Raw genomic sequence first — 18,618 nt, forward strand, 5'->3', positions numbered from 1 at the left:
TATGAAATCAGTCTATGACTACATCATTGTTGGTGGCGGTATCGTTGGTGTGTCGACGGCATGGCAACTGCAGCAACGTCATCCAGAAAAATCCATTTTATTGGTTGAGAAAGAGTCCGGTTTTGCCAAGCATCAAACCGGACACAATAGTGGCGTGATTCATGCTGGGGTGTACTACGCACCAGGCAGCTTAAAAGCCGATTTTTGTAAGCGTGGGGTAGAGCGAACCATTTCGTTCTGTGCTGAGCACGATATTCCGGTGGAGAACTGTGGCAAGCTACTGGTTGCGACCAACGAGCAAGAAGTCGAACGCATGAATGCCCTCTATGAGCGCTGTCATGTCAACGGCATTGACGTAAAGCTACTCGATGAAGTCCAACTCAAGCTGGCTGAGCCAAACATCACTGGCTTAGGCGCGATTTATGTCAAAACCACCAGTATTGTCGACTATCGTTTGGTCACTGAGCAGATGGCGGAAGAGTTCCAAAAGCTCGGCGGGCAAATTAGCCTGAGAACTAAAGTGGTGGCTGCCGAAGAGAAGGACGAAGAAGTCCAATTGACCTGCATTTCAGACGGTCAAACCATGCAACTTAATACCAAGTTCTTGGTTACTTGCAGCGGCTTGATGGCGGATCGTATGACTAAGATGATGGGTATTCCAACCGATTTTCAGATCATCCCTTATCGCGGCGAATACTACCGTTTAGATAGCAAACACGACCAAGTGGTGAATCATCTTATTTACCCAATTCCCGACCCTGATTTGCCATTCTTGGGCGTCCACCTGACTCGTATGATTGATGGCAGTGTGACTGTTGGTCCAAACGCGGTGCAAGGCTGGAAGCGAGAAGGGTACGACAAGGTTAACTTCAGCTTGCAAGATACCATGCAAATGCTGAGCTTCTCCGGTTTCTGGAAAGTGACACAAAAGCATCTAAAAACTGGACTGGATGAGTTTAAGAACTCGTGGTGGAAGCCGGGCTACCTCAAGTTGGTCAACAAATATTGCCCGAGCATCAAGGTCGACGATCTCAAACCATATCCTGCGGGTATTCGTGCGCAAGCAGTGTTATCCGATGGCACTTTGGTTCATGACTTCTTGTTTGCCGAGAGCGCAAGAAGCCTGCACGTTTGCAACGCCCCCTCTCCTGCAGCGACATCTGCAATGCCGATTGGGGAGTACATTTGCGATAAGGTGAATGAGAAGATAGAGGCGAAAACCGAGACGGTTTAACAGTAGAAAGCCAAACTAAAAGTACACCAGAGATGACTCTATTTGTTGGGTGATTATTGTCGGGTGTGCCGGAAGTTTGGCTTTTACTTTGGTGGTTGGATTACTTCCTTCTTATGATACTTGGGTTTATCAGGAGAGGGATGGATGAAACTAGGTTTAGCCAATCACAAAGTAGACGTCGTTAAACATGACCCAGCATGGCGACAGGAGTTTGCACGCAGCCGATCTGAACTGGCGTTAGTGACGGAGATTCCGCCAACTCAAATCGAGCATATTGGCAGTACTGCTATTTTGGATATGCCTGCCAAACCCATTATCGATATTGTGCTAGGTATTGAGCACTTTCCTCATGTTTCTCCAAAGCTGATTGATGCACTGAAAAGTGTTGGATTTCTGCGCTTGAAAGTGGAAAAGCAAGATGAGATTGTCTTTGCAAAGTTCACCGATGATTCTTATCAAGTCAAAACACACTATCTGCACCTCACTCAGTATCAAGGACAGTTGTGGCGAGACTGGATTCAATTTCGAGATAGACTAAATGGAAATGCTGAGCTTAGAAGTGAGTACTTAGCTCTGAAGTTTTCTTTGGTGAAGCAAGCTGAAATTACCATCGAAGAATATACCGATGCTAAGACGAGTCTCGTACGTAAAGTCATAAATGAGTGGAAGACCGAATGAGGACACCGCTGGGGCTCATTTTGCTTTGTAGTGCATTTTATTCTTTTGCGTATCAACTGCACGAGCGCGACGAGAGTTATGTATTAGTTAGTCATGATCTCAGTGTTGACTATGTGGTCTATGTCCCAGGCTCTATGGAAGCAGAAATTACCAATGTGTTTAAATTTGATTGTGAAGGCAGTCGTGTTGAAGCGGTAAAAATTGGTAGCGAGATTAACAACGCAGCGACGTATGGCGAGCATCTCCAATACTATTTCTTTCTTGTGAGAGATCGTCAGTTTCACGTTCCTCTAAGAATTATTGAATCCTTTCAAACGGTTGATAAAGAGTCCAAAGAGGTTCTATCGGAACATTTACCATTCACCAAGCATGATGCTTCTGATTTAGCATGCGATTTGATTCGCCCCCAGATTATGAGTTATCAGTTTACACGAGCGTTTGAAGTCGTTGCTAAACCCGAAAAGAACAAAGGCGACTAAACTGTCGCCTTTGCTGTATTTGGAAGAGCCGTTAGGACTCTCCACCTTTAGGGCAGAGTTCGCCTTTCTTGGCGTGCCTCTCAATCATGTAATCGCCGCGGGCGCTGTGCAACACAATCGCATTCCAAACTTGCCCGTCTTTGAGTTCAAACTCCATCGCGTAGTGAATGCCGCCGACGACTTGGGTTCTCACATCATTGATTTGTTTTAGCTTATCCGTAGCATTCATTTGATGCAGAATCATACTGAGAGAGCGCTCAGCATCTGGGGTGACTTTCGCCACTTGCCAACCTCCCGCGACACCACCTTGTGCGTCGCATATCGCTTGCATTTTCTTCTTTAAAGCTGGTGACATTTGTTTGTCGACCGCTAGGGCACTGGTAGCAAATGGAAGCGCGGTAATAGCCATAATGGTTGTCCACATCATCCTTAACTTCATAATTCACTCCGTTGTTTGGTTATTGATTGAGTATAAGCACGACTTTCACGGTTTACATAATCACAGGGTATTACGTAACAGCTCATAGATACGGATCAGAAGAGTGAAAGGGTAAAAACGATCGCTTTTGAGTGGCACTCGTAACACTGTTTAGAGGAGGAGACGTTATGAGTCTGAAGCATTATTTTGAAAAGGTCTCACCAAAGTTTGAACCGGGAGGCCAGTACCACAAGTTCTACCCACTCTTTGAAGCTGTTGAAACCCTTTTTTATACGCCGGGTAAAGTGAATCATGGCACTACACACGTTCGAGACAGCATCGATTTAAAGCGCATCATGATTATGGTGTGGTTAGCCGTATTTCCTGCGATGTTTTGGGGTATGTACAACATTGGTCAGCAATCCAGTGACGCTTTGCTCTATGGCCTTGACCAAGCGGCAGCGCAGCAAGCCATTGATGCCTCTTGGGGGCTAAGCTGGGTTTGGGGTTCGGTAGAAGCCGCGAGCCAAGCAGGTTGGGCAAGTAAAATGCTTGTTGGCGCGACCTATTTTCTGCCTGTCTACGCGACGGTGTTCATCGTTGGTGGTTTTTGGGAAGTTCTGTTTGCCATCGTCCGCAAACATGAAGTGAATGAAGGCTTCTTCGTGAGCTCCATTCTGTTCTCATTGATTCTGCCGCCAACCATTCCACTGTGGCAAGCCGCCTTAGGTATCACTTTTGGTATCGTGGTAGCGAAAGAGATATTCGGTGGCACGGGGCGAAACTTCTTAAACCCGGCACTAGCAGGGCGAGCCTTCTTGTACTTCGCTTATCCCGCTAACATGTCTGGCGGCGCGGTTTGGGTTGCGGCAGATGGTTACTCCGGCGCAACACCGCTGAGCCAATGGTATGAGGGGGGACAGAGTGCTTTGATGAACAACATGACGGGGCAGCCTATCTCATGGATGGACGCGTTCGTTGGCAATCTGCCCGGTTCGATGGGGGAAGTATCCACCTTGCTGATCGCACTCACAGGTCTGGTGCTGATCTTTATGAAGATCGCTTCGTGGCGAATTGTTGCTGGGGTCTTTGTGGGTTTAGCTGTGACATCGCTACTGCTTAATGCGATTGGCTCGAATACTAATCCTATGTTCTCTATGCCGTTTTACTGGCACTTTGTGATTGGTGGTGTTGCGTTTGGTACCTTCTTTATGGCGACAGACCCAGTATCGGCTGCCTTCACAAATGGTGGTAAATGGGCTTACGGTATTTTGATTGGTGTGATGACGATATTTATTCGAGTGCTAAACCCAGCCTATCCGGAAGGCATCATGTTAGCGATTCTTTTTGCTAACTTATTCGCACCGCTGTTCGACTACATGGTCAAAGAGAACAACGTTAAACGCAGAATGAAAAGGGTGAGACCTTCGTAAAATGAGGTAAGCTTCACTGAAATTTGATTGAAAACTGCACTATATTGAAAAGGTCAGAGACATGGGGTTTCTGGCTTTTCTTTTTATCAGGAGGACGAAGACGATGAGAATTAAGGATATTCTCGATAGCCGTTTGGTGCTGTCGTTCTGGTACAACCTAGACTACTGCTTGTCTCTTCTTAGTAAAATCTCTGCGCGTTAATTTCCTCAATGCTCCCGCATTGAAAAGCAGATTATCAGTTTGTTTTTAATCTTACGCTTAAATGCGTAGGGTCATGCGTATAAGGAAATTAACAATGAAACGTATCCCAGAACCGTTCCGTATCAAAATGGTTGAGCCAATCAAAATGACGACCTTGGCTGACCGAGAAGTTGCCCTTAAACAAGCGGGCTTTAACCCATTTCTTCTTCGTAGTGATGATGTCTACATCGACCTACTGACTGACTCTGGTACAGGTGCCATGAGTGACAATCAGTGGGCAGGTATCATGATGGGCGATGAGTCCTATGCAGGCAGTCGTAACTATTACAACTTGTGTGACGCCGTAGAGCATTTCTTTGGTTACAAGCTCACAGTGCCTGCGCACCAAGGTCGCGGGGCGGAGCAAATCCTATTCCCTGCTTTGATTGAACGTATGCGTCAGGTTCGCGGTGGTGAAACGCCCGTATTTATCTCGAATTATCACTTCGATACCACTGCGGGCCACATTGAACTCAATGGCGGTAAAGCGATTAACGTGGTAACGGAAGAAGCGTTCGATACTACAACGCCATATGACTGGAAGGGTAATTTTGACCTCAATAAGCTGGTAGCAACGATTGAAGAACACGGTTCTAACAATATCTGTGCGATCATCACGACGGTAACGTGTAACAGCTCTGGTGGTCAGCCTGTGTCGATGGAAAACATGCGTAGCGTGTACGAGATTGCAACCAAGTACGACATCCCTGTGGTGATTGATTCGGCTCGTTACTGTGAGAATGCTTACTTTATCAAGCTGCGTGAAGCGGGTTATGAGAACAAATCGATTCTCGAAATCATTCGCGAGATGTACCAATACGGTGACATGCTCACCATGTCAGCGAAAAAAGATCCGATGGTGAATATTGGTGGTATGTGTTGTATTCGCGATCATCAAGAGCTTTTCCAAGCGGTTCAAACACGATGTGTACCGATGGAAGGCTTTGTCACTTACGGTGGTATGGCAGGTCGTGATATGGAAGCCTTGGCTCGCGGATTGTATGAAGGTGCGGATGAGGATTACCTTCACTACCGCATTAGCCAAGTGCAATACTTGGGTGAGCGTCTACGCGAGGGTGGCATTCCAATTCAATACCCAACAGGTGGTCATGCTGTCTTCGTTGATGCGGCGAAGATCTTACCTCATATCCCAGCGGATCAATTTCCGGCGCAGGTGCTATGTAATGCCTTGTACTTAGAGGCAGGCATTCGTGCAGTAGAGATTGGTTCACTGCTGCTTGGTCGCGATCCGGAAACAGGTGAACAAAAAGCGTCGGAACTTGAGTTGATGCGTTTGACCATTCCACGTCGTGTTTACACCAACGATCACATGGATTACATCGCTGATGCGATCATCGAGTTGAAGAATCGTGCTCATGAACTGAAAGGATTGACGTTTGAATACGAACCACCAGTACTTCGCCACTTCACGGCTCGTTTCCGCGAACTGGATTGATAGCTCTGAGGGTCGATACTCCAGACATTGATAGCGTTAATTAAGCAAAAAGCCGCTAACTTCACGGCTTTTTTCATTTCATCTGAGTGTCGAGTTACGCTAAATCTAGCGTGATTCGCACAAACTGCTCGTCTTGGTACAGCACTTCGTAATTGAAGGTGTTGCTGGCATAAATACTACCAAGGAACAGAGAGCGTTGACTCATAGGTCCACGGAAAAGCATCGAAATAGGTGCGATTAGGGCGTTATTATCGTCGAAGTGTTGGTTTAAGTTATCCGACAGTACGCACAGCAAACAACCGTGTTGATCGTGGGATAAGTCAACATCTTCAGGACGAGAAAGCAGTACCGTGGTACCTAATTTCTTCTCGACTTCGTTGATCAGCAGCAGGTAGCTGTCGAGGTGAGGCTGTGGGTTGCCAGGTTTATCGGCACCTACACAACGTTCAAGTAAAGCTTCTAAATTGCCATTTTCCCCTTTTGCCTGTTGAGTCAGAGACTTTAATGGCTTTTTAATCAGTTTGTAGCGATTGCTTTTGAGCTTAGGCTTAAGCCACTTTTGCAGTAGATCGTTACGTTCTTTGAGAGGAAGGCTTCGCGATGATGCGTGGATTTTGAAGTGCAGGTGTAATAAGGCGTGCACCGCTAGTTCGCTAAGTAATTGATTAGCGTCCGCGGATTGTTTTGCCTGCTTAGAACTTTGCATTACACTCTAAATTCTTTGAAAGAAAGGAATGGTGCCGAGAGAGGGACTCGAACCCTCACACCTAAGGCACTAGCACCTCATGCTAGCGTGTCTACCAATTTCACCATCTCGGCATCATGATGCTCTGAATACACAGAGGCTTCAAAATGAAGCGTTCCAAATTGTATATCCAAAATCCATAGGTTGGCGAGAGTAAAATTGCTCATTTTTAGTCTTTGGCGTTCAAGTGAGCATTTATTGTCCATTTTTAATAATTTCGGCATTCAGAAATCTCCCAATACCCTTACTTTTACTACAAGTATGACCATAAAATGACAAGTTTGCATAAAAAGTGAACGCTTGAACGTTTGCGTAAATAAATGTGATGAAACTCTCTTTTTGTTGGCTATACTTGCGTCCCGTTTAAGCGGGAATTAGGGTTCAGTTGTTCAGGACCCTTACCCATACAAGCCGTCACAAGGAGCAGGATGAGTTAGTAACTCATCGGCAGTGAATGACCCCAAGGATTGGACCAGCTACGTTCATTTGCTTGTATAAGGTAAAAAAAGATGTCGAACTATCCGTTCTGTCTCCAATTTGGATCTACGAGTGCGTTGTCACTCGATGCGTTGTCCCTTTCTTCTGCCAATGCTTTTGGCGCTCCTTTCCCTTTCAACGTTCAGTAGGTCCGATTCATGAGTGTTCTATTTAGTCTATTTGGTATTGTTGCTCTATTAGGTTGTGCGTTCCTGCTGTCAGAGAGCCGTTCTTCAATCAATTGGAAAACTGTTTCTCGCGCATTGTTACTCCAGTTGGGGTTTGCTGCTCTGGTGCTTTATTTCCCTTTGGGACAAGCGGCATTAGCGAGTTTGAGTAGTGGTGTTGCTGGGTTATTAAGTTTTGCCGATGAAGGCATCAAGTTCCTCTTCGGTGACCTCGCTTCTACTGGTTTCATTTTCGCTATTCGCGTCCTTCCTATCATCATCTTCTTCAGCGCTCTTATCTCTGCCCTTTACTATTTGGGCATCATGCAAAAAGTGATTCAATTTATCGGTGGTGCTATCCAAAAGTTCTTGGGTACCAGCAAAGCAGAATCATTGGTTGCGACAGGTAACATCTTCCTATCTCAAGGCGAATCGCCACTTCTCATTCGTCCATTCCTTCAAAACATGACTCGTTCAGAGTTGTTCGCGGTTATGGCGGGTGGCATGGCGTCTGTCGCAGGTAGTGTACTAGGCGGTTACGCAGGTTTGGGTGTTGAGTTGAAATACCTAATCGCGGCGAGCTTCATGGCGGCTCCTGGTAGTTTGTTGATGGCAAAAATCATCGTACCGGAACGTCAAACACCAAGTGATTACAACAACATTGAGCTAGACAAGTCTGAAGAAAGCAACGTGATCGATGCGCTGGCAAGTGGTGCGATGGGCGGCATGAAAGTCGCGGTTGCGGTAGGTACTATGCTGATCGCATTTGTGAGTGTGATTGCGATGGTGAACACTGGGTTAGAAAACTTAGGTGAGGTGTTCGGCTTTGCGGGTATTACGCTACAAGCCATTTTTGGTTACCTATTTGCGCCTCTAGCTTGGCTAATTGGTGTGCCTAGTCACGAAGTTCTAGCGGCTGGTTCTTACATTGGTCAGAAGGTTGTAATGAACGAGTTTGTTGCGTTTATTGACTTTGTACAGCACAAAGCAACGCTGAGTGAGCATACTCAAGTGATCATCACTTTTGCACTGTGTGGCTTTGCGAACATCGGCTCTATTGCGATCCAGCTTGGTTCTATCGGTGTGATGGCTCCAGAGCGTCGTAAAGACGTAGCGAACATGGGGCTGAAAGCGGTAGCAGCTGGTACGTTAGCGAACTTAATGAGTGCATGTTTGGCGGGTATCTTTATTTCGCTATAATTGATTGTCACTATGTAAAAGCCCGCTATGATGCGGGCTTTTTTATTAGCTATTGTTTGTTTACGTATTCTTTAAAGCGAGCTTTAGTTTCTGCGTCCGCTTTTTGGTACCAGAAATGCAGCATTTCTTCAGCGGTTGAATCTGCTTTCATTGTCGCAGGCTTTGTTTGCTTCATGTCTGCTGGGATTTTTGCAGGAAGTGTTACAGGTTGAACTACCGCTGCGGTTGCAACGCCAATCGCAGCAACCCCGCCAGCTCGGTTGTAATCTTCAACTTCACGAACGTAATCGCGGCCGATCTGCATACCTGGTTTGATAAGCTTGTCTTGCTCTACGGTAATTGCATTGCCAGAAGCATCAACCAGTTTCCAATCGAGGTCTTTGATGTTTGCTTCAGCTTGGCGAAGATCTCGGTATTCAGGAACCTGTAGGCTAAGCTCCGCATCGGCTGCGTCGAAACGAGTTACGATCACATCGCTATCAACGCTGACGCGATCATTGCCTTTACTAAAGAAAGGCGAGAATCGAAATACTACCTGATTCACACCATCAGGAAGCGTAAAGCTCTTCTCTGAAGCAAAGAAGCCACCAGAAAGCTTAACCTTTTCACCGTTAGCGGCCAAAACTGAAACGTCGTCAGGAACATGGATTGTCACATCAGCGAATGCCATTCCGCTCATTGCAAGAGCAAGCGCGCAAGTTAAAGGCTTGATCAATTTCATTGTTTTTATCCTAAGCTCTGTCATTTGTGGTCATCGAGAGTGCATCGTTAAATGCTTGATTGCAACCGTCGAATGTAAGAAGTATGAAAATTTAACAAGAACGTCATTTTAATCGGATATCAAACAATGAAACTGTGAGCTTAGTTGCGCAAACCGCTGCAAAGGCAGCGGTTTGTTTCAAGTGGTGAGGTGACTGATGAAGATTAGATACCAGCGCCGTGGTCTGATTCGGCTTGTGTCTCTTCCTTCTCTTCTAGTAAGTCTTCTTTTTGCTGCTGTGCCTTCTCGATGCTCAACCACCAAACGAATAGCTCGTACCAAATCGCTAAGATAACCGCACCCAAGAACAGGCCTACAATGCCATAGAACAACATACCACCGATTGCACCCAGCAGAATCACTGGCATTGGTACATCAACACCACGGCCCATCAGCATTGGTTTGAACAAGTTCTCAGACAGTGCTGCAACCACTACCCATACGGTAAACATCGTTGCTGTGCTTGTGTCGTTAGTCATGTACATGTAACCCACGATAGGTAGAACCGCGAGCAGAGCAGGAAGCTGAGCAATACAAAGAATCATCAGAATCAGAGTGAGTAGGCCTGCTGCCGGAACGCCAAAGATAAAAAAGCCCGCACCAATTAATAGTGCCTGAATCGCAGCAACACCAACCACGCCCAGTAGAACACTTTTAATGGTTGCGGCAATAAGCGTTGTCCAACTCTTCGCGTTATCACCTGCCGTACGTACAGCGACGGTTCGCAAGCCAGAGGCAATTGACTCTGAATAAGTCATAAAGCCGGCAGCAATCGCCAGTGAAATGATAGAAAGAAGCAGGCTACCTAGAGCTCCACCGACCATGCCAAGTAGAGACGTTAGACCCGACTTGATTTGCGGCATGAAGGTTTGAATCGCTTTTTCTAAGTTGGTCGCAAACAGCGTCCATACTTCGTAAAGCTTATCACCGATAAGTGGCCATTCGGCGACAGAAGGTTTTGGACCAGGGATTTTGATGTCGCCGTTTTGCAGAACTTCTAGCGCGTGGGTTGCACCATCAACAATTGAGCCCGAAACCATGACTAGAGGTGCCACTAGAAGTGCGATACCCAGCAATGCAATTGTCGTTGCTGCTAGACCACGTTTGCCACCGTACACCCTTTCCAGCTTCTTACAGATTGGCATCAATGCTACCGCGATGATGGCACCCCAAATCACAGGAAGAATGAAAGGTTTGATGATGTCGTACGTAAACATCAGCAAGATTAAAATCAAGCCGATTCGTATAGCAGATTCCACCATGTTACTGATGAAAATCTTACTCTCATTTTTTTCCGATTGTTTATCCATTTTTGTTTACCTGATGTTCAATGTTGGAACTGACGAGACTTGAAACAACAATCGCCATATAAAACACGCCTACAATGGCCTCTAAATACACAACGACTTGTGCCAATGGTGTTAGAGGGCTGATGTCGCCATAACCTAACGTGGTTAAGGTGACGAAACTGAAATACGCTGCATTTGAGAAGTTCTGACCCCAAGAGATGGCTTCCATCCCGGTGAATGAGTTCGGAGAGAACTCAAGAAGAATGAGATAGGCAATTGCCCACATCAGTCCCAGCAGCAAAAATAGAGCAACAGAGCCAATGACTTTGTTGGTGTTCACATGCCCAGTGAACAGAATCTGTCTTGCGATGGATTTGAATGTCCCGAAGAAGAAGGCGAAGGTGAGGGCTAGCATCACGACATCCATCTCTTTAATACCTAGCGCGGTCTTGATGACGATCACCAAGACCCAGGTACCAAGCAAGGTGTAGAGAAAGCGCGACCAGTTTTTGTCAAAGCGCAAGCTCGCCATGCAGACGATGAAGGTGATGATGGTGAAACCTTGCAACAGATGCTCCATTGCACCTTCTCCAACGACCTGCACAAACGCGCCACCGATTAATAGTCCGATAAGCGCTAAGGTCAGATAGAAGAAGTTGTTTTCTTCATTGATGTTTTTGAGTTTTTTTCCAATAGCCATGGGTCTGTCTCTTTCACTCCTATTTTTGCTCTTGTGATGAGTCCTTCATCACCATGATGGAAGCAGAAAGCCCAAATCGCAGGTCGACGCCTTCTGGTAATTCATGCAATGACACGCGAACGGGAATACGTTGCGCTAAGCGAATCCACTGGAATACAGGGTTTACATTAGGAAGAAGGTTGTAGCCCACTGTGCCATCTTTAGGGGCGATACCCCAACCGATGGAGTCCACCGTAGCGTCGATAGGCGCATCTGGGTGAGACATCAAAGTCACCCGAGCATCGTTACCAGGAGCAATTTGAGCTAATTGGTTTTCACGGAAGAAACCAAATACCCAGAAGCTGTTTTTATCGATAAGTGCTACTAATGGTTGGTTTGCTACCGCTTGAGTACCGTTGCGGATATCAAGGTTAGAAACAAACCCATCGACCGATGCGTAAACTTTTGTGTAGCTAAGATTTAGTCGTGCTGACTTAAGTTGCTCTTCTGCAGATTTGATTTGCAGTAGGGATTCTTCGTAGGTGATTTCACGACGAATGAGATCTTTGTGAGAAACGGCGCCGCGGTCTTTAGCTCGAATGTCTTTCAAACGATCGTATTCGATCTTTTTACCGCGAGAGCTAACGATGGCTTTTTCTAAAGCTACTTCCGCTTGTGATAGGGCAACTTCATAAGTGGTTGGGTCGATCTCAAACAACAGATCGCCTTGTTTTACTTCTTGGTTATCTATGACGGTGACATTAACGATTGGCCCTGATACACGAGGTGCGACCTTGATAACGTTCGCACGTACCTGACCATCGCGGGTCCATGGGTTATTAAAATACTCTTCGAACTTCTGATAGCCGAACCATGCCGCGCCACCAAGAATGACAAGATTGAGTGCAATAACGAGTAGTTTTTTCATCTTGTTGGGCACCTAAAACTGTATATAAAAACTGTCGATGGCCACCACGTAGAAAACCATGATGGCAATGAATGTCAGAGACGGAAACGCAATGAAACGAGACAAACGTGTCTTGTTCAAAATGATCACCGTTATCCATGTAGCGGTGACCGCTAGAATCAGCACCAAGAGCAGCGGTGAGAAGTAAACGTCACCCCAAGAGAGTTCGTGTGGCATTACTGCACCTCCTCATCTTGTTCGGCACTTATTTGCTCAGCACTATTTTTCTGGGTATCGTCCGTTTGCGCTTTGTCTGATGGTTGCTCAAGAAGCAGTGGCGGCAGAACGCGTTCTTCTTCGTCCAGCAAACCATCCCAATCGCTTCGGTCTTGCATCTGCTTGGCAGCGGTTTCAGATAAGAATGGCTTGCCAGTTTGGGTTTCCCATCCACCGCCAAGTGCTTTGTAGAGCGCCACAACCTGGTTGGCGACGTTACCTTTGATGATTGCGTAGCTGTCTTCTGATCGCGTCATGTTTTCCAAGGACTTGAGGAGGCGGTCAAAGGAAATCTGGCCGTTTTCGTACTGCATCATCGAGATATTAAACGCGCGAATTGAAGCGTTCACCGATTGCAGACGCAGTGATTGTTGCTCGAGATATAAGTCGTAGGCTTCCAGTGCGTTGGTCACTTCATTGACGGCTTGTAGTACCTTCTTGTTGTAGTTGGTGAGCATTTCTTGGAAGCGCGCATCTTCAAAGCGGATGTTGTTCTTCACTCGTCCGTATTGGAAGATGTTCCAACTGAATGTTGGGCCCACTACCATGGTCAGTGAGTCACTGAAACTGAAGCTGCTACCATCTGGCACTGTGCTGTCGATACCGATTGAGCCGAACAGTGAAAAACTTGGATAAAGTGCGGTTTCTGCGACACCAATCTTGGCGCTTTGTGCACGAGCCTGCATCTCTGATACTTGAAGATCCGGTCGGCGCATGACTAAGTTTGCATCCACTTTGTTATCCAGTAGCGGTGGGCGAGGTACGATAGAACGTTCGTCACTGCCAGACAAAGCTGGCTTTCTACCGGATGACTTAAACTGGTTCTCGTAATCCGTCATTCGCTGAACGAAGCCATCAGATTGCAGCTGGCTCTCCATCTCTTCCGGTAGCACACCTAAAAGCAATGCCAGTGTGGTTCGCGATTGCTTCATTGCGATTTCGAGGGCTGGCTGTGCTGCTACGGTGTTGAATAGCTGGTTTTTCGCTTGCTGAACGTCGAGTTCGGTTACGTTGCCTGAATCGAACTGCACCTGAGTAATATTCACCACACGCTTTTGGATCTCGATGTTTCGACGAGAGAGCAAAATACGCTCTTGGAAAGTGCGGTAGTTGATGTAGTTACGCGCGACTTCGGCAGTGATGGTCACCATGATGTCGTGGTAAGACGCAATCGACGCATAGTATCCCGCTTCGGCAGATTCAATGCCGCGCGCGTATTTGCCCCAGATGTCCATTTCCCAGCCTGCATCAAACGACAAGGCAGCGTTATTCACACCTTGGTCGTTCACATAAGCTCTGGCTAGGTTACCTGAGACGGCTTGCACTTGCGGGTACTGCAATCCAGTTGAGATACCCAATAACGAACGTGCTTGAACAATGCGCAAACCCGCAGCCTCAAGATCGAGGTTTTGTTGGCTTGCCATTTCAACCAGCTGGTTCAGCGTTGGATCGTTGAACTGCTGCCACCACTGCTGCAGTTTTTGCTCGGATTGCTGTGTGTCTTGTGCCGCTTTTTCTACCGACCAATCACTTGGCAAGGTGCTTTGCTCTGGGTGGACGTAATCCGGACCCAAAGTCGTACACGCACTCAATCCGAGTACAGAGAGTATGGCGAGGCTTGGTTTAGTTAGTTTTAGAAGCATCATATCCTCACCTTTAAAACCGCTTCTGACGTAAGTTCACCCAATCGATATCCTCGTAGGTTTGCTTGCATTGATTTATCGCTTCGAACACGTTCCGTTTTAAATTCAGCAAGATATAAAAACCAGCTATCTCTGAATAAGCGTAGTCAGATAAATCCAACTCACTAAAGAAATCTTCCAGTTTATTTTCAAAGGATTGGTAATCCTGGCTGTATTGTTCGAACACAGAATCGAGTTCGTCGGTCGTCTGGTGGCTTGCTAATGCACCGGCCATCAGAGGTAATATGGAATCGGTATGTTTGCTACGTAACTGTTTGATAAGTTGGTTACTTAATAGCTTTTGTTCGGCGGAAATCAAGATGTTGACGTGGTTGCTTAATGCGTCACAAGACTTGCTGAATGCACCAATTGCTTCTGTCGGTGTCTTGTCGAACAGCTTGTGGTTGATCTTTGCTCCCCACACTTTGAGCTTTTTAGAGGAAACGTTCAGCGTCACCAAGTGCAGTGAGCGTTTCATCTTATTAAATGTGGATTCAGACTGTTCATGATAGCTGGTAAATAGGCCGCCAACGTGCCTGAAATAGCGCTCTTTCAGTGTTAAAAACAAGTGTTCTGGACGAGAACTGAAAGGGAAGTAGTGCGCAAAAATAATCATGAACACCACCATGTAGAACAAGGTCATGATTGTCATCAGAATGCCAAAGTGATAGGTCATGTTGTTGTCGAGACCGAGGACAAATAAGCCAATCATATAGAAGATGGTCACCGGCCCTTTAAACAGGTAAAAGCCGATAAAGGTGTAGATGAAGATGAACAAGCCCAATTCGCCTCCGAGTTCCAAGCCCGGCAAGATGAAGACGTACGAAGGGACCGCAAACAAGAAGCCAAACGTAAACAAGATCAGCAACATAAATGGGTGAACCGGAACAAACGACAGCAGTGACATGAAAATGGTGGAGAAGGTAACAAACGAGTAGCCACCCGGTGGATTAAAGTAAATCCAAATCAATCCTGCTACCCAATAGGTGGTGAAGGTTTTTACTGCGGTTTTGAAGTTCTCTGCATCCCACCAAAGGAATTTGCTCTTGTGCTTCGGCAGATCTTGTTTGAACGAGACATTATTGGTGACCGAATCAATACAGCTGATGCTCTCTGCAAGACGGGATAAGCTCTGATGCATTAGCTTGAGTAAGTGGCCCAGTGTCAGGGCGGAGCCTTTGACTAGATGGGGAGCGTCTGACAAAGCTTGTTGGTTGTAATCAACCTTAAATTCCTGAGCGCGGTAAGCTGGCCCCTCGTTGTCCCACATTTCTTGGCAGGTTTTGAATAGCGTTTGAATTTCTTCGATGGCTTGATCGAAGTTGTTGATGCAGCTTCGGTCTTGCTGATGGCTAAAGTGGCTGTGTGCTGCCACGCTGAGTTCTTGGGTGATTTGTTTGTTGAAGTGAACGGCGAGTTGCCACTCTTTCATGTAGGCTGATACGTCACTGCATTCCACACTAACTGTTGCAAAGCGTTGCTCTAGAGCGTTTTGTGCGGCGAATACTTTGTCTAGTAGGTTTTCAATGGTGGGCTTAGGTTCTTCGTCTTCCTCACCTTCTTGCGTGCTTGAAGCAGGGACTAATCCTTGTTGGTGAGCTTGTTTTTCCTCGAAGTTTTGCAAAATAGCTTTAAACAGTGCTTGTTGAGCTTGGTTCAGTTGCTCAACGAGTTGACGCAGGTTTTGTTCTGTCTTCGTCGGCCATAAGAAAGTACCCACCAAGGTGTAAAGCGCTACGCCAAAGATGGTCATGTAAGCGCGATCGACGCCATACATGAAGGCACCTTCTGCATCGCCACCATTAGACATCATCAAGACCATTACGCCAGTTAAGGCAAGTAAGGTAGGGTCTTTTTGATAGGCGTTACGGAAATAAAAGATAAAGGACACGACCACAGAAACGCTGAGCATGTACATAATGCGGTCTTGAGCGAACATGCCCACGAGCAATAAACCAATAACAGCCCCAACCAGGGTACCAAGCACACGCAAAGTACCTTTAGCTAAAGATTCACGTCGGCTGCCTGTTGAAGCGATCAGCATAACAGTGGTCGCCGCCGTAGACGCTTGTGGCCAACCCATCGAAAACGGGATCAGATAAGCCAGAGTCAGGCTAAGCGCTACTTTTGTGGCGAATTTGATTTTCTCGTTCATAGTGTCAACGTTAGCTCAGGCTTATGCTTGTAAGTGGATGAATTTATTCAATCAATAATCAGAATTTCATTCTGAAAAAGATTAGGAGGCGGAATATAGCGATTGAAACGAGATGGTTTGTAAATCCTTTGTCAAAATCAAACTGGGTCAAAATGCTCAAATCACCTTAGATCCCCCATTGCTTATGGTGTGAGGCAAAAATAAGCAAGAAAACGTTTACCTAGAAAGTCTCACTATTGAGACGGATTTGTCGGAATTACTAAACCAAATCTTTAATCGATATTCACCGCCATTGCGTCAGGTGTTGCTCGTTTCCACAGTACGGTGAAAACAAATGCCTAACAAAAAGCATAGATGATGGGAGATAAGTTGAGAGGAAAGTTATTATTTTTTATTGGCTTGCGGGGTTAGTTTTGGATTTTTGAGAGCGAGATAAAAATACCAATGCAATGCCGCCAAGAATAACAGCGCTGGTAATCAACGAATGTAGGGTAAGGGTTTCACCCAATAACACATTGCCCAAAATCACAGCAATGGCTGGTACAGAAAGTTGGCTTATTGCTGCTTGCAGCAATGTGAGTTTTTGCATCACCTGATACCAAAGCACATAGCCACAACCTGAAGCGATGGCACCAGATGCGACGGCTAACAACATGCCTTGTACAGTAAAGTGAACAGATTCCAGTAAGAAAGGCGAGAGTATAAGCCCAAGAGTGGAAGCGGCAATAAACCCCGAAGTAATGCCACTGCTTGGTGTTGGCGCTTGCTTACCCAAAGCCGTAAAGCCTGCCCAACAAATACCAGAAAGCGCCATTAATATCGCTGACCAAACATCTGGACGCGTTGCTGATGGCAGCATTAACCAAGCAAATCCAACCAGAGAAACGATGATGCCGACCAGTTCGAGGGCTTTAAAGCGCTCCCCTTGCCACCAATAAAGTGCAAGTAGAGTCAGCTGTACAGCACCAAAAAGTAGCAGTGCTCCCGTTCCAGCTGCTAGTTTTACATAAGCAAAAGAGAATAGCGCTGCATAGCCAAATAAGGCTATGCCAGCGAGCAGGCTGAATCGAGTTGTTGGGATTTGGCCGCGCCAGTTTCCACGCAAAAGCATGATGACGATGAGAGTAACGGCGCCAGAGAGTAAACGGATAAGAGTGAAGCTGCCTGCGTCAATTGAACCTGCTGCCAATGCCAAACGGCACAATAAGGAATTGGCGGCAAACGCCAACATGGCAATCGTGGTCAGTAAAAATGTTGGCATTCCTTATCCTCAAATCTCATTAAGAGTCGCAGTGTAGCGTTAAATCGAAAGGGCCAATTAGTTGATAAAGTGATTAGTTATAGCTGAAACCATAGCGCAACACAGAGCAGAAAGAACATCACTTTGCGAAATTGAGTGAGCGCGGTAAGTGTTATAACATAACATTTGATTTTAAGGCTCAACATAGAATAAGGAATTCAGATTGAATCTATTTGTTAACGATCTCACGGTTATTGATGCATCGTACCTGTGTGAAACACGAGGCATGGTCGGCGAGAGTTGGATTCTGGACGTAGTAATACACGGCGATCTCAATGAGATGAGCATGGTGCTGGATTTCTCTAAAGTGAAAAAACAAATCAAACAACTGGTCGATCAATATGTTGATCACCGTTTGCTCATACCTGTGAAGAGCTCAGCGGTGGAAGTAGCGAGTATCAAAACAGGGTATTCCCAAGTCGACCTTATGCGTGGTGAAAAGAGCATCCACTTACATTGTCCTGATGAAGCGTTTTGTTTTGTTGATGCTGAAGATATTTCGATAGAGAGCGTGACTCAGCACATCCACAAAGTGTTACAGGGCAATCTACCAAGTAACGTGGCATCGATTGATTTGACCTTGCGTCACGAAAAACTTGATGGCGCTTACTATCACTACACCCACGGCTTAAAAAAGCACGACGGTAACTGCCAACGCATTGCGCATGGTCATCGCTCGCCGATTCAAATTCTGGTCGATGGTCAGCATGATACTGATCGTGAACATGCTTTTGCACAGCGTTGGCAAGACATTTACCTTGCTTCAATCGAAGATCTCGTCGAGATTGGTCATCTGGAATTGAGCGAGCATGCCACACTCATCAACAGCGATACGCATTTTGGCTTCCGTTACACCACATCCCAAGGGGATTTCCAACTGGCTATCGCACATTGCGAAACCGAGGTATTGAACACGGATACAACGGTAGAACTGCTGGCTGTATTTATCGCTAACGAAATTGCCTCTTCATTGGATGAAGGACAGTCGTTACAAGTCATCGCTTATGAAGGCGTAGGGAAAGGAGCAATGGCGTTTCGCTAA

At 46.2% G+C, this 18,618-nt stretch carries 18 protein-coding genes and 1 tRNA gene; 7 read left to right on the forward strand and 12 right to left on the reverse strand.

Annotated elements, in window-relative coordinates; translation table 11 throughout:
- The first annotated feature begins 1 nt into the window (after position 1).
- The 3 genes from lhgO to BSZ04_RS05375 all read left to right on the forward strand — a co-directional run bounded on the left by lhgO (position 2) and on the right by BSZ04_RS05375 (position 2,391).
- Complete coding sequence (gene lhgO, locus BSZ04_RS05365) at positions 2–1,234, forward strand: L-2-hydroxyglutarate oxidase (protein WP_088879766.1); 1,233 nt, start codon at positions 2–4, stop codon at positions 1,232–1,234.
- 144 nt (positions 1,235–1,378) lie between these two features.
- Positions 1,379–1,912: a GrpB family protein gene (locus BSZ04_RS05370; RefSeq protein ID WP_088879767.1), complete on the forward strand. Its 534-nt coding sequence runs from the start codon at positions 1,379–1,381 to the stop codon at positions 1,910–1,912.
- A complete protein-coding gene (locus BSZ04_RS05375) occupies positions 1,909–2,391 on the forward strand; it encodes a hypothetical protein (RefSeq protein WP_088879768.1) in 483 nt (160 codons plus the stop codon). Before BSZ04_RS05370 ends, BSZ04_RS05375 begins: the two co-directional genes overlap by 4 nt.
- Before the next feature lie 31 nt (positions 2,392–2,422).
- On the opposite strand, the gene BSZ04_RS05380 is transcribed toward BSZ04_RS05375, so the two are convergent.
- A complete protein-coding gene (locus tag BSZ04_RS05380) occupies positions 2,423–2,830 on the reverse strand; it encodes a cystatin (protein ID WP_088879769.1) in 408 nt (135 codons plus the stop codon).
- A 167-nt stretch (positions 2,831–2,997) separates the two neighbouring features.
- On the opposite strand from BSZ04_RS05380, the gene BSZ04_RS05385 reads away from it, so the two are divergent.
- Positions 2,998–4,242, forward strand: coding sequence for an NADH:ubiquinone reductase (Na(+)-transporting) subunit B (locus BSZ04_RS05385; protein WP_088879770.1), 1,245 nt, complete (start codon positions 2,998–3,000; stop codon positions 4,240–4,242).
- Positions 4,243–4,538: 296 nt separating this feature from the next.
- Positions 4,539–5,939: a tryptophanase gene (locus BSZ04_RS05390; protein ID WP_088879771.1), complete on the forward strand. Its 1,401-nt coding sequence runs from the start codon at positions 4,539–4,541 to the stop codon at positions 5,937–5,939.
- Positions 5,940–6,033: 94 nt separating this feature from the next.
- Here BSZ04_RS05390 and BSZ04_RS05395 read toward each other — a convergent pair whose 3' ends face one another.
- The 3 genes from BSZ04_RS05395 to BSZ04_RS05405 form a co-directional block, all read right to left on the reverse strand.
- The gene (locus tag BSZ04_RS05395; protein WP_010453229.1) at positions 6,034–6,645 is read right to left on the reverse strand and encodes a DUF2913 family protein; all 612 of its coding nucleotides are present in this window, start codon (positions 6,643–6,645) and stop codon (positions 6,034–6,036) included.
- 29 nt (positions 6,646–6,674) lie between these two features.
- Positions 6,675–6,758, reverse strand: a tRNA-Leu gene (locus tag BSZ04_RS05400).
- The gene (locus BSZ04_RS05405) at positions 6,723–6,908 is read right to left on the reverse strand and encodes a hypothetical protein (RefSeq protein ID WP_081469199.1); all 186 of its coding nucleotides are present in this window, start codon (positions 6,906–6,908) and stop codon (positions 6,723–6,725) included. Before BSZ04_RS05405 ends, BSZ04_RS05400 begins: the two co-directional genes overlap by 36 nt.
- Positions 6,909–7,319: 411 nt before the next feature.
- Here BSZ04_RS05405 and BSZ04_RS05410 point away from each other — a divergent pair, with 411 nt between their 5' ends.
- Positions 7,320–8,528 carry a NupC/NupG family nucleoside CNT transporter gene (locus BSZ04_RS05410; RefSeq protein WP_010453227.1) on the forward strand — a complete coding sequence of 403 codons (1,209 nt, stop codon included), beginning with the start codon at positions 7,320–7,322 and terminating at the stop codon, positions 8,526–8,528.
- A 49-nt stretch (positions 8,529–8,577) separates the two neighbouring features.
- On the opposite strand, the gene BSZ04_RS05415 is transcribed toward BSZ04_RS05410, so the two are convergent.
- The 8 genes from BSZ04_RS05415 to BSZ04_RS05450 form a co-directional block, all read right to left on the reverse strand.
- Positions 8,578–9,249: a DUF2057 domain-containing protein gene (locus BSZ04_RS05415; protein WP_010453225.1), complete on the reverse strand. Its 672-nt coding sequence runs from the start codon at positions 9,247–9,249 to the stop codon at positions 8,578–8,580.
- A gap of 203 nt (positions 9,250–9,452) precedes the next feature.
- Positions 9,453–10,598: an AI-2E family transporter gene (locus BSZ04_RS05420; RefSeq protein WP_088879772.1), complete on the reverse strand. Its 1,146-nt coding sequence runs from the start codon at positions 10,596–10,598 to the stop codon at positions 9,453–9,455.
- On the reverse strand, positions 10,591–11,277 hold the full coding sequence (locus tag BSZ04_RS05425) for a potassium channel family protein (RefSeq protein WP_010453220.1): 687 nt from the start codon (positions 11,275–11,277) through the stop codon (positions 10,591–10,593). Before BSZ04_RS05425 ends, BSZ04_RS05420 begins: the two co-directional genes overlap by 8 nt.
- A gap of 19 nt (positions 11,278–11,296) precedes the next feature.
- Positions 11,297–12,184, reverse strand: a complete 888-nt coding sequence (locus tag BSZ04_RS05430) for an HlyD family secretion protein (RefSeq protein WP_088879773.1) — start codon at positions 12,182–12,184, stop codon at positions 11,297–11,299.
- Between the two features lie 12 nt (positions 12,185–12,196).
- Complete coding sequence (locus BSZ04_RS05435; protein ID WP_005453214.1) at positions 12,197–12,400, reverse strand: DUF1656 domain-containing protein; 204 nt, start codon at positions 12,398–12,400, stop codon at positions 12,197–12,199.
- Positions 12,400–14,085 carry a TolC family protein gene (locus tag BSZ04_RS05440; protein WP_088879774.1) on the reverse strand — a complete coding sequence of 562 codons (1,686 nt, stop codon included), beginning with the start codon at positions 14,083–14,085 and terminating at the stop codon, positions 12,400–12,402. Before BSZ04_RS05440 ends, BSZ04_RS05435 begins: the two co-directional genes overlap by 1 nt.
- A gap of 10 nt (positions 14,086–14,095) precedes the next feature.
- Positions 14,096–16,276, reverse strand: a complete 2,181-nt coding sequence (locus tag BSZ04_RS05445) for an FUSC family protein (RefSeq protein WP_088879775.1) — start codon at positions 16,274–16,276, stop codon at positions 14,096–14,098.
- Positions 16,277–16,667: 391 nt separating this feature from the next.
- Positions 16,668–17,537 (reverse strand): DMT family transporter, encoded by an 870-nt coding sequence (locus BSZ04_RS05450; RefSeq protein ID WP_088879776.1) that lies wholly within the window; start codon positions 17,535–17,537, stop codon positions 16,668–16,670.
- A gap of 202 nt (positions 17,538–17,739) precedes the next feature.
- Between BSZ04_RS05450 and BSZ04_RS05455 the strand changes: the two genes are divergently transcribed.
- On the forward strand, positions 17,740–18,618 hold the full coding sequence (locus tag BSZ04_RS05455) for a 6-carboxytetrahydropterin synthase (protein WP_088879777.1): 879 nt from the start codon (positions 17,740–17,742) through the stop codon (positions 18,616–18,618).

This window comes from Vibrio rotiferianus (assembly GCF_002214395.1).
GTDB lineage: Bacteria > Pseudomonadota > Gammaproteobacteria > Enterobacterales > Vibrionaceae > Vibrio > Vibrio rotiferianus.

Bases quoted from the DNA above. Each gene is read 5' to 3' on its own strand.
- BSZ04_RS05415 (WP_010453225.1), bottom strand. From the start codon at position 9,249: ATGAAATTGATCAAGCCTTTAACTTGCGCGCTTGCTCTTGCAATGAGC.
- BSZ04_RS05420 (WP_088879772.1), bottom strand. From the start codon at position 10,598: ATGGATAAACAATCGGAAAAAAATGAGAGTAAGATTTTCATCAGTAAC.
- BSZ04_RS05390 (WP_088879771.1), top strand. From the start codon at position 4,539: ATGAAACGTATCCCAGAACCGTTCCGTATCAAAATGGTTGAGCCAATC.
- BSZ04_RS05375 (WP_088879768.1), top strand. From the start codon at position 1,909: ATGAGGACACCGCTGGGGCTCATTTTGCTTTGTAGTGCATTTTATTCT.
- BSZ04_RS05435 (WP_005453214.1), bottom strand. From the start codon at position 12,400: ATGCCACACGAACTCTCTTGGGGTGACGTTTACTTCTCACCGCTGCTC.
- BSZ04_RS05385 (WP_088879770.1), top strand. From the start codon at position 2,998: ATGAGTCTGAAGCATTATTTTGAAAAGGTCTCACCAAAGTTTGAACCG.
- BSZ04_RS05445 (WP_088879775.1), bottom strand. From the start codon at position 16,276: ATGAACGAGAAAATCAAATTCGCCACAAAAGTAGCGCTTAGCCTGACT.
- BSZ04_RS05440 (WP_088879774.1), bottom strand. From the start codon at position 14,085: ATGATGCTTCTAAAACTAACTAAACCAAGCCTCGCCATACTCTCTGTA.
- BSZ04_RS05425 (WP_010453220.1), bottom strand. From the start codon at position 11,277: ATGGCTATTGGAAAAAAACTCAAAAACATCAATGAAGAAAACAACTTC.
- BSZ04_RS05430 (WP_088879773.1), bottom strand. From the start codon at position 12,184: ATGAAAAAACTACTCGTTATTGCACTCAATCTTGTCATTCTTGGTGGC.
- BSZ04_RS05370 (WP_088879767.1), top strand. From the start codon at position 1,379: ATGAAACTAGGTTTAGCCAATCACAAAGTAGACGTCGTTAAACATGAC.
- BSZ04_RS05450 (WP_088879776.1), bottom strand. From the start codon at position 17,537: ATGCCAACATTTTTACTGACCACGATTGCCATGTTGGCGTTTGCCGCC.
- BSZ04_RS05410 (WP_010453227.1), top strand. From the start codon at position 7,320: ATGAGTGTTCTATTTAGTCTATTTGGTATTGTTGCTCTATTAGGTTGT.
- BSZ04_RS05405 (WP_081469199.1), bottom strand. From the start codon at position 6,908: ATGCCGAAATTATTAAAAATGGACAATAAATGCTCACTTGAACGCCAA.
- BSZ04_RS05380 (WP_088879769.1), bottom strand. From the start codon at position 2,830: ATGAAGTTAAGGATGATGTGGACAACCATTATGGCTATTACCGCGCTT.
- BSZ04_RS05395 (WP_010453229.1), bottom strand. From the start codon at position 6,645: ATGCAAAGTTCTAAGCAGGCAAAACAATCCGCGGACGCTAATCAATTA.
- lhgO (WP_088879766.1), top strand. From the start codon at position 2: ATGAAATCAGTCTATGACTACATCATTGTTGGTGGCGGTATCGTTGGT.